This is a genomic window from Trinickia mobilis (genome assembly GCF_017315705.1).
Taxonomy (GTDB): Bacteria; Pseudomonadota; Gammaproteobacteria; order Burkholderiales; family Burkholderiaceae; genus Trinickia_A; species Trinickia_A mobilis.
In genome coordinates this window covers 93880-103669 of sequence record NZ_JAFLRF010000013.1, presented here as the reverse complement: position 1 = coordinate 103669, position 9790 = coordinate 93880, and the positions used below count along the sequence as shown (strand labels likewise).

The following is a 9790-nucleotide window of genomic DNA, read 5'->3' as shown; positions in this document are numbered from 1 at the left end:
TCACCGACATACCGCTGTCCGGCCGCATCGCCTACGCAGGGCTCGACAATCGTGTCGCTGGCGCCACGGCCGCTTATCTTCTAGGCCTGTGGTTGGGACCCAAGCCGGCGAATGTGTTGATAACTATGAGCGACGAGCACTTTCGGGGCGAGGAAGAGCGCGAGATAAGCTTTCGTCGGGCATTGCGCAAACACCACCCTCAACTCAAATTGATTGATGCGAGCGGTGGACAGGGTCTCGATTTGCCAACAGAAGAACGGGTCCGCAGCGTTCTCAACGACGCCACGGGCATCGCTGCGGTGTACTCCATGGGCGGTGGCAACGTCGCGATTCTTCGCGCACTTGAGACCCACCAGAAAACGCCTCTCCTCTTTATCGGACACGACCTGGACCGGGATAACGTGCAGCTTCTACGAGAAGGCCGGATACAGGCAATCTTGCATCATGACCTCCGGCAAGACATGCGCTCAGCGTGCCATCACGTCATGCACTATCACAAGCTCTTGCCAGCATCGTCAGTCGCGCCATCTTCTTCGGTCATGGTCGTGACGCCCGAAAATATTCCGGACTACATTGCCAGTCGTTTCCGCGATTGATTCGACTGTTCACACGTGCTTTCCTTTCGAGTTCGGATGAGGTCAGTTGCGCCACCTGAGGGGCACGAGAGAGCAGCCATTCCCGGCCCCGGGAAAGCATCAGAACCTCGTCGCCAGCCCCGCAATGACGCCGAACTGGCTCGCGCCGTAGTTGGGGTTGGTGCTGGAGCCGCTGCCGTTGACGGGGTCGTTGTTGATGTTCGCGCCGTACAAGCCACCGTCGAGCCCGAGGTTGGACGTCGAACTGTTCCGCATGTAGGCCAATTCAGTGTAAAGCAGGGTTCGCTTGGACAGCGAATAGTTCGCGCCGAGTGTGTATAGGGTTGCGTTGCCGTTACCGTTGTTTGCGTTTGCGTGATAGACAGCACCGGTGATAGCGAGCGCGGGTGTTGTCTGCCAGATTGCGCCAAGCCATTCATGATTGACAGTCGTCGGGAGACTGGCACCTGCCGGCAGCGCTGAGGGAGTCGCCGTGCCGAAATAACCTGCGTTCGACGCGTCCGGGGCGCTGAGATGCTGGTAGCCGACATACGCGGTCACCGGGCCAAACGCATACGTCAGGCCAGTGAGAATCGAGCGGGAAGCGAGATACACGTTGCTGAATTGGCCGTTTCCGTCACGGACCTCGTCGTAGGTCGCTTGCCAGAAAAGACCCTTGTTCGCGTAGGATAGCTTGATGCCGTCTGTGCGGCCCTGCGAGCTCCCGAGTCCGGTGGACGTGCCGAGTTGACCGGGCGCGCTACCAGGATTGCCGGCGTTCCACGTCGGGGAGTTAGTCAAATCGTACTGGCCTTGCAGGGTGAAGCCGGCAATTGTCGGAGACAGGTACTCCACTCCGTTCGCTGCCTGCGAGAAGATGCGGCCTCGAACCAGCGTCCCAATCGCATACTTCTTCGTTTGCTGTGGGTCGACGTCGCCCGAATACTGGCTGATTTCGGCCGAGCCCATGTTCCCGAATTTAATTTGCCCCCATGTGTCGTTCTGCAGACCCACAGTCGCCTGTCCCTCGAAGAAGCTTCCATTCGCAAAGCTTCCGTTCATCGTATTCAGTCGGGACTCGAGCTGGAAGATTGCATGAGTGCCCCCGCCGAGGTCCTCCGCACCTTTGAGGCCGAATCTCGATTGCGCCCAGCCTCCACTTTGCGCGCCAAAGACGTGCCCCTTTGGCAGACCCGTCTCGTACACGATACCGTTGTCCACGATGCCGTATAACGTGACGCTGCTTTGAGCCATAGCGGTAGCCGTCGCCGACAGTGCGACTACGCCGAACAGAAGTTTCTTCATCGTTGTCTCCATTAATATAGTTGTACTACGTAATTGTCGTGCTCTCGCATGCGCACAAAGTTTCTACTCAATCGAAAACGCTTGAAGTCGCCTTGACGAGCACCCAACTTCTCATTGAGCAACTTGACTGACAACGTCTAGTTGCACAAATGCCGGTCGGCAGAAAGTGGGAAGCCCAAGCAAGCACAAGAGGGAGGCTCATGCGGAAGGCGATAATTTCCGTGATTCGCGCCTCCTGAACTGCTCCTGTGTATTTTTGCCGGAGTGTATATTCCCCATTCGCTCCAGCGAAGAGCAGAAAGGGGAATCTCTTTCGCGGAATCAGGGAAAATGCACCTTAAAGCAAGCGTGCAAAAGCCTTTCGGCGTTATGCTGTCTCACGTCCTCGCGGTTAACCCCCGTATCGCTTTCGACGTCCCATCGATTACGGTTCGGGCGTTCCAACTCGAAGAAACACGTTCTTCCCAGGAACCAGTCCAAACGGTCTGTGAGCACGCTCACGTCGCCTAACGCATCCATACGGAGATACGCATGAAGTTCAAGCAACTGTCTATCTTTGCTGTCTCGGCAATTATGGCTTCGAGTCTCCTCTCGGTCTCGGCATTGCCCGCTCACGCAGCGGCAAGCGACGCCGGTGCTTCAAATGCAGCCACGTCAAAACAGGAGTTAAAAGCGCAAAAGAAGGCTGAGCGCAAGGCGCGTCGCGCAAAGAAGAACGCTGAGCTGAAAACGTTGGAACAGAACGGGTATAACCCAGCGGGGAACCAAACGGACTATCCGCAGAATCTGCAGAATGCCCAACAAAAGGCCCAGCAGAAGGCCACCGGTCAGAAACCGGCGAGTGCGCCGTAACGCTTCGATTGTGAAGAATGGCTAGCGCGGTCAGGGCAAAGACCGGACCGCGCAGCAACATCACTTGCAATGCGTTGTGCTCTTCATGTCATGCAGCGTTGAATCATGGTCAGAAGTAACCGCGCGAAGCGGTCGAGCCGGACGGCGCAAAAACCCACTCCCTGGAGAAAGGCTGCAACGAAGAAAATGACAGCAAAGGTAGGTGGGCGGCGCCTCCTTCCGGGGAAATAGAACCCACCCCGCCAATACCGCTCCTAGCAGCGTCACGAGGTGCTTAAGCTTAACGACACAACGTCCTCGAAGTCGCAAGGACCACCCTATATTGCAAGTTTCTCGATTTATCGTCGTAGCCGAACGAAGGCCGCATGACACGTGACGTACTCGTGCACCCACGTGTCCGATAGTCTCGCTGGAGGTTGCCTACCTTCGATGATAGACGGCGCCTGATATCAACTATACCGTCGCGGCGAGTTTGAATTCATCGAACCTGGCGACTGGCGGAGCCAGCTCTTTGACTTCGAGCCGGTCGACCAGTGCCGCATGCGCACCGTCGACTAGCCAGTCGCAGAGTCGCCCGAGTTGTTCAGCATTACCCTGCGCCACCGCTTCGACTGAACCGTCCATGCGATTACGCACCCAACCAGTGACACCCAGAGTTGTCGCCTGCTCGACACATGCTTGCCGATAGCCGACGCCTTGCACGCGACCATAGACTCGCACTAGTCGAGTCTGCAGGTCGTTCACGCACGGAGACGTCATGGCATCCCTTCTTGAGAAGCGCAGAAGCGCGTTTTGGGCAATTTTCCTGTCACTCGGTCAGCCGACGATACGCACTCAGATGGCGTATCAGCCCCTGCTGGTCACCACGCGTCTCCAGCAGGATTGCGAGATTGTGATGGGCGTCCGCGTAGGACGGGTCAAGCTCGAGACATCGTTGATAACTGCGCTCAGCATCGTCTAGCCGGCCCAGTTCCTCAAAGGCGATGGCCCGATTGAAGTGCAGGACGGAGTCTTCGGGGAAGTGGGACAAGGCTTCATCAAATACATGGAGCGCGTCTTCGCAGCGCGCATCGAGTTCACACAGCAGCGCACCCAGGTCAACGTAAGCGGCGTAGTACGGTTGCGGGGAAAGCGCGATTGCCTTTCTGTATGCCTGTTCAGCGCCCATCATGTCCGACGTTCTCAGCTTTTCAGCGAGGTCGTACCATTCCTCAGCCTGACGCGCGAGGTCCTTCTGTGCCGGTGCGGTGTCAAGGAACACGACGTCGCCTTTGATTTCAGCGACCTCAAAATCCAGTAGAAGCTGTCCCGTCACCGCATCCCATTGAGAGGGGCCTGTCCTTACCGCCACATCGTTGCCGACCGCTGATACGCGAATACCGGTTAGTGGCAGTTCATCTGGGAGTGCCTCCCTGAGCCGCGAGAGCGCCTGAATTATCTTGCGAGGCGGTATCTGGGCAGCGCGCAACTGCAGCGCGGTTCGCAGCAGAACGACATCCTGAAAGGTGAAGCGATATCCGTTTCGCGGCCCCCGACTGGGCGTGACGAAACCCGCTGTGACCAGACCAGAAACCACCGCGCGGGAAACGCCGAGCATCGATTGCAACTCGCGCATCGAAATCTCGCGCGCGGAATCTCTTGACGTCACTTGCGTGCTCGGACCTTTGCGGGCTCTTCTGCAGGCGTTTTGGGAGCGCGCGCCGCAGGCTTGCGCGTCTTCGGCACCGCCGCAATTTCCGCGACGGGCTCCTCCGCGCTCTTGCGCTTAGGTGTGGAAGCGGGCTTCGCTTTTGCCCCTCCCTTTAGACTGGCGCGCAAAGCTTCCATGAGGTCAATGACCTGCGCACCGCCCGCCGTGGCTTCGTCGGGCTCGTGAATGACGACCTGCTTGCCTTCAATCTTTTCGTCGATGGCGGCAAGAATGCGCTTCTTCTCGTCATCCTCGTACGCAGTCGGGTCGTAATTGTCTTCGGCCCCCTGGTCGATAATCTGCAGCGCGAGCTTCAACTCGGCGTCGGACACTTGTATGTGTTCGATGTGCAGCTCCTCGAGCGACCGAACCTCGTCCGCGAAAAGCAATTGCTGAAAGACGAGTCCATCGGCTTCCGGCCGCACCTGTACGATTCGGGTCTTACCCTTGAATGCCCATTTGGCAAGCGCGCATCGGCCACTCTCGGCCAGCGCCTGCTGCAACAGGCTGTATGGCTTCCCACCGCGTTTGTCAGGTGCAATGTAGTACGCCTTGTCGTAATAGACCGGATTGACCGCTTTCTCCGGTATGAAGGCGAGTATCTCGACGACGTGACTGGCAGCGTCCTCCAGCGCTTTGAGTTCGTCGGCGGTGAACACGACAAACTTGTCCTTTTCGAATTCATAGCCCTTGTTCATGCTCGAGCGTTCGACGACCGCTCCTGTCGTCTCGGAAACGTACTGCTGCTTTACCCGAGAACCGTCTGGAGCGAGCATATGGAACCTAACGTCAGACGAACTCTCCGTCGCGGTGTACAGCTTCACCGGTATGGAAACTAGCCCGAAGGATAGGGACAAGGAGGCTATGGAACGAGCAGGCATGGAGTTCTCCTCTCGGATTGGCGGTTCAGCAAATCGCCGAGCAAGGGGTATGCCGCCGCCGGTGGCGCCAAGCTGCGTGGTTGCGAGCGTCACAGGTTCCTGCGCTGGCCGCCAGTCGATTTATTGTAGGCGCTTTAACGCTGACGCCAACGTCTGCTTCGTCGACCAGTAATCCGTCCACGGGTCCTGAGACTGGAAGCTGAGGTACTCGCGCGCCGTCTGCACCGTCCATTGCGCCCCGCTCTTCAGGGCAGACAACTGCTCCCAAGAGACTGGCATCGAAACTCCCATGCCGAGCCGGGCGCGGGCTGAGAAGGCTGCCGCCGTCGTTTGTCCCATCCCGTTGCGCAGGAAATCGACATAAACCTTGCCGACGCGGTTGGCGGCGCCCGATGTCGCGGAAAAACGTTCAGGAATCGTCTTCGCCAAGTGTCGAACGAACGCCCGCGAGAAGGATTTGACCGACTCGTAGTCGAGTCGGGGCGTCAATGGCACGACGATATGGAGCCCCTTGCCGCCGCTCGTCTTCAACCATGCCTTGAGCCCCAATTCGACCAGGAGTGTGTGAACCAGCAGCGCTGCCTCCTGAATCTGCCCCCATTTCACTCCTTCCCCAGGGTCAAGGTCGAAGATGACCCGGTCGGGCTTGTCGAGCCGCCGCACCATCGAGTTCCAGGTGTGAAATTCCACGACGTTCATCTGCGCCGCCGACAATAGCGCATCGAGCGTGTCGACCGTCAGCAACGCCGGGTGTCCTGGCCACAGATTCTGGTCGTGCGCCGTCAGACCGGGCATCCCCGTCTTCTCCGCGTGCTTCTGGAAGAACAACTCGTCTGTGAGGCCCGTGGGCGCGCGAAGCATCGCCAATGGGCGGTCCTTCAGGTGTGGCAGCATCCATTGCGCGACGCTCGCGTAGTAGCGGGCCAAGTCGAGCTTAGTGACGCCAGTCGACGGGTCAATGATTCTTTCGGGGTGGGTGACTTTAACCTCAGCAACACGATTTGCCGAAAGTGTCTTCCCCGCTTCGCGAATGACACTGCATGCCGACTTGTCGGCGCGTAGTCCTTTGAACGCGGCTTGTCGAATGAGACCATCCGTGGTCCAGTCAGCAAATTCGACTTCAGCAACCAACACGGGTTGAACCCAGCGCTCACTGCCAGCAGCACGCCTTGACCACCGTCGAGATTTGGCAGCAGCGACCTCCAATGGCGCGGAATCCACTTCGAGCGGGGTAAGGCGGGTCCACAGGTCCCGCGCAGTCCGCGCGTCCCAGCCGGTACCAACGCTGCCGGCGTCGTGAAGCTTGCCATCCGCGTAATACCCCAATAGCAAGCTGCCAATTTCGCCAGCCGTACCGCCACGATTGGTAAAGCCGCAGATGACGAGCTCCTGCCGGAGCCGGCATTTCGCCTTCAACCACGTCTGCGACCTCCCCGAGACATACGGCGCATCACGGCGTTTGAGCATCAGGCCTTCAAGTCCCAAACCGGAGGCGGCTTCGAATACCTGCGCCGGTGGCGCTTCGAAGTCTTGGCTGAATCGAATGCTTTCGCCCGCATCTTCCAGAAGCCGCGCGAGGAGCGTTCGCCTAGCCCACAGCGGCACTTTCCGCAGGTCCTTACCGTCGAGGTACACGACGTCAAACAGGAAGTAGACGATGTTCCTGTTGGAAGCAGCGTCCATCGCATCCTGCAACTCGGCGAAATCCGGAATGCCGTCTTTGAGCACGACAATTTCGCCGTCGAGCCACGCACTGGAGACTGCTAGCTTTTCCACCTCTACGGCAAGACCTACGAGCTTCTTTGTCCAGTCGTGTCCTCCGCTCGTGAAGAGTCGCACGCGCCCCTTGTCGACACGTGCGAGCATGCGGTATCCATCCAGCTTAGCTTCGGTTATCCAGTCACCTCCTGTTGGCAAAGAGGCTGCGGCGGTCGCGAGCTGCGGCTCGAGTTTCGCGGGAAGCGGCGCCGGCGCTGAAGCAGAGAGGTCGATTTCCCAATCGGCTCCGTGCGAGGGCCGAGTCGACTTGGGTTCGCGCTCTTCCACAAACCCAAGCGGCTTCATGACCACGCTGTCAGGGAGCGCCTTGATGACATCGTATTCCGAGAGCGGTTGCGCCCACTCGTCGCGCTTCTTGAAGAGCATCCACGGGTCTTGCTTGTCTTCTGGCTTCGCGATACGCACCAGCTCCCACAAACCGGCGAGTTTTTCACCGTGGAGGCGAAAAACGAGTTTGCCGGCATTCATTCCCTCATGCGGGTCGCCGACCGGCTCCCACGTGCCGTGGTCCCATACAAGTACGGTTCCGGCACCGTACTGCTTCGGTGGAATCGTGCCCTCGAAGCTCGCGTAGTCGACCGGATGGTCTTCAACGTGAATCGCCATCCTCTTTTCCTTCGGGTCGTAGCAGGGACCTTTCGGAACGGCCCAGGACAGCAGGACCCCATCCAGTTCGAGTCGGAAGTCATAGTGCAGTCGGCCAGCCCAATGCTTTTGCACGACAAATATCCACGGGCGGGCGTCCGCCAAAGCTCCCCCGGACAATGAAGAAGGTTCAGGCGTGACATGAAAATCACGCTTTTTGCGGTAGGTGGACAACGGTGACCGCGTCCGGTCAGAAGGGGCTGCCATAGTAGGAGTCTAAGACCGTTTGCCGGAAACAGCGGCGCCCGCGTAACGACCGAGGTGTGAAGCCGTGAGGGTCTACCGCTGCGACAAATTGCCAATGCCGTTCAGCAGTCCGTCGACGTTTATGTCTTCATCGAGTTCGTCCCAGTGCAGTCCACTGCCCGAAAGCGAGATACGCACAGAAGCGCGCTGCGCTGGCGTCGCCGAAAGCAGCCGAGGAAACCACGCTAACGGGACATGCAACTCTCTCCCGTCCGCCAAGCTGACGACAAACTCCGCTTCGTCAAGACGAACTGCTGTAGCCCTTGCTCGCCCCATTGTTTGACCTCGTACCCAAACGTCGCTCGCAGGCCACTAGATTGCTCTATCTAGCCCGTGGTAGTCCGGCGGAGAAAGCTACCGGGGAGCGCGCGGTACGAGATAGGCTTGTGCCTGCCTACTCTTCAACCCTTGAAGCCACGCCGCTGCGAGAGCAAGTCCGTGCCGTCGATGCGTTGCTCCAGTTCCTGGATATCTCCCTGCGTGACGCCGCAGGCGATGAAATGCTCTTTCCAGACGTCGACCACTGCGATGACCTTCATCACTTCAGCAGCGGCCTCAGTGGATGAGAGTCCGAACAGATTGCATTGAGACATCGCGTTGGCGAGCGTCGCCTCGCGACCATCGTCGCCGATGCCGAATTCGTGTCTGCCTTGCCCTGAGTTGGTAGGCACCACGTCGTAGGCAGGCGTCAGGCCAAGCCAGTTAATGCGCTTTGCGCCAAGGGGCTCGCCTGATTTTTTTGTGACAAACAGGGAATGGTTCTTTTCATGGTCGTCGGTATTGTCAACGAGGATGTTGAAAACCATCCGACGGAAGAGCTCTGACACTTCGTGCAGATTTCTGTTTTCGGTGACATCACCCATCCGGCGCAGGAGTTGAGCCAGTGCAGGGTAGCTGAGCTCGGGTTCCGCGTAAGGTGTTGCCTCTCTCAAGGCAGTTCCTGCGGAAATGCAGTGGAGGCGTGCAGTCCCCTTGCGGTCAAACCGTCGAACAGCGATGGCATTCTCTCCCGTCAGCGGAATAACCTGGGTTTCAGCAACAGTGATGTCTGCCTTCGCGCAAAGCGTCATGGTGGCGTGTTCGATAAGTGGCACATCGATGGGCTCGTTGCTGAAAAATTTGATGACCCATTGTTCCCCGTCGATTTCAATCAGCGCCTTGGGTTTCGCTCCACCAAAGCTACTTCCTGCTGTGACCATCTTGCGGTCGATGTCCGAGATGGGTTCTCCCGCATTAATCTTCGCGACAATTTCACTCAGAACCTGCACGCATTGAAGACTCGGAAGTGGCCCGACCCGTCGGGGAAGATATTCTGTTGCAGACGTGGAGACGGTCACGGCACCAAAGCGCTCATCGCCGGCAAAATACAGGTACTCCATTAACGACAGGCGACGAGGCCGGTCGACGTACTGGATGACGCGTTCACCCCACCGGTCCGGACGTGCGTCGTCGACTGCGCCGACTGCCGTACCCTTTTCGCGCGGCAAATGCTCAGTATCGACAAGGGGCAGGTCTTCGCTGAGCGGAAATCCGTTCTCTAGCCAGGACTGCGCGTAACGCAGGGAGACCCCGTTGTCGACGAGCCGGAGTGTTCCGACCAGGCGCGGCGAGGTCGGGTCTTCTGGCATCCAGAGGAATAACTCGTCAAACCGCGTAGCAGCGGAATTTGGCACGCACTTAGTCGTTGCGGCTCCAGTCATATCATGCGGCACTACCGCCGTCTGAAGGATTTCTGGCAACACTAAAAACGTTAGTGATGTTCACTGCGGAAATGCGCTCGCTCCTACCGTGCGTATGCCCTTTTGCCAGGCGCGGCC

The 9790-nt window shown here is 58.4% G+C and carries 9 protein-coding genes; 2 read left to right on the top strand and 7 right to left on the bottom strand.

Translation table 11 applies throughout. The features are described 5' to 3' along the window. On the top strand, window positions 1–596 hold a 596-nt coding region (locus J3489_RS37710; RefSeq protein WP_242540138.1), incomplete at its 5' end, for a substrate-binding domain-containing protein. A gap of 99 nt (window positions 597–695) precedes the next feature. On the opposite strand, the gene J3489_RS19685 is transcribed toward J3489_RS37710, so the two are convergent. Then, a complete protein-coding gene (locus J3489_RS19685) occupies window positions 696–1880 on the bottom strand; it encodes a porin (protein WP_207000796.1) in 1185 nt (394 codons plus the stop codon). A gap of 531 nt (window positions 1881–2411) precedes the next feature. Here J3489_RS19685 and J3489_RS19680 point away from each other — a divergent pair. Further along, window positions 2412–2732, top strand: a complete 321-nt coding sequence (locus tag J3489_RS19680) for a hypothetical protein (protein WP_242540137.1) — start codon at window positions 2412–2414, stop codon at window positions 2730–2732. A 453-nt stretch (window positions 2733–3185) separates the two neighbouring features. Here the strand turns inward: J3489_RS19680 and J3489_RS19675 are convergent, their stop codons facing one another. The 6 genes from J3489_RS19675 to J3489_RS19650 all read right to left on the bottom strand — a co-directional run bounded on the left by J3489_RS19675 (window position 3186) and on the right by J3489_RS19650 (window position 9601). Continuing rightward, window positions 3186–3491 carry an acylphosphatase gene (locus J3489_RS19675; RefSeq protein ID WP_207000794.1) on the bottom strand — a complete coding sequence of 102 codons (306 nt, stop codon included), beginning with the start codon at window positions 3489–3491 and terminating at the stop codon, window positions 3186–3188. Window positions 3492–3540: 49 nt separating this feature from the next. Further along, the gene (locus tag J3489_RS19670) at window positions 3541–4347 is read right to left on the bottom strand and encodes a tetratricopeptide repeat protein (RefSeq protein WP_207000792.1); all 807 of its coding nucleotides are present in this window, start codon (window positions 4345–4347) and stop codon (window positions 3541–3543) included. Between the two features lie 29 nt (window positions 4348–4376). Beyond that, on the bottom strand, window positions 4377–5303 hold the full coding sequence (gene ku, locus J3489_RS19665; RefSeq protein ID WP_207000790.1) for a non-homologous end joining protein Ku: 927 nt from the start codon (window positions 5301–5303) through the stop codon (window positions 4377–4379). A 120-nt stretch (window positions 5304–5423) separates the two neighbouring features. Beyond that, entirely contained in the window at window positions 5424–7934 is a 2511-nt protein-coding gene (gene ligD / locus J3489_RS19660; protein ID WP_207000787.1) for a DNA ligase D, read from the bottom strand. A 72-nt stretch (window positions 7935–8006) separates the two neighbouring features. After that, on the bottom strand, window positions 8007–8249 hold the full coding sequence (locus tag J3489_RS19655) for a DUF2442 domain-containing protein (RefSeq protein ID WP_207000785.1): 243 nt from the start codon (window positions 8247–8249) through the stop codon (window positions 8007–8009). Window positions 8250–8374: 125 nt separating this feature from the next. Beyond that, window positions 8375–9601: a type II toxin-antitoxin system HipA family toxin gene (locus J3489_RS19650; protein ID WP_242540136.1), complete on the bottom strand. Its 1227-nt coding sequence runs from the start codon at window positions 9599–9601 to the stop codon at window positions 8375–8377. Between the last annotated feature and the right edge of the window lie 189 nt (window positions 9602–9790).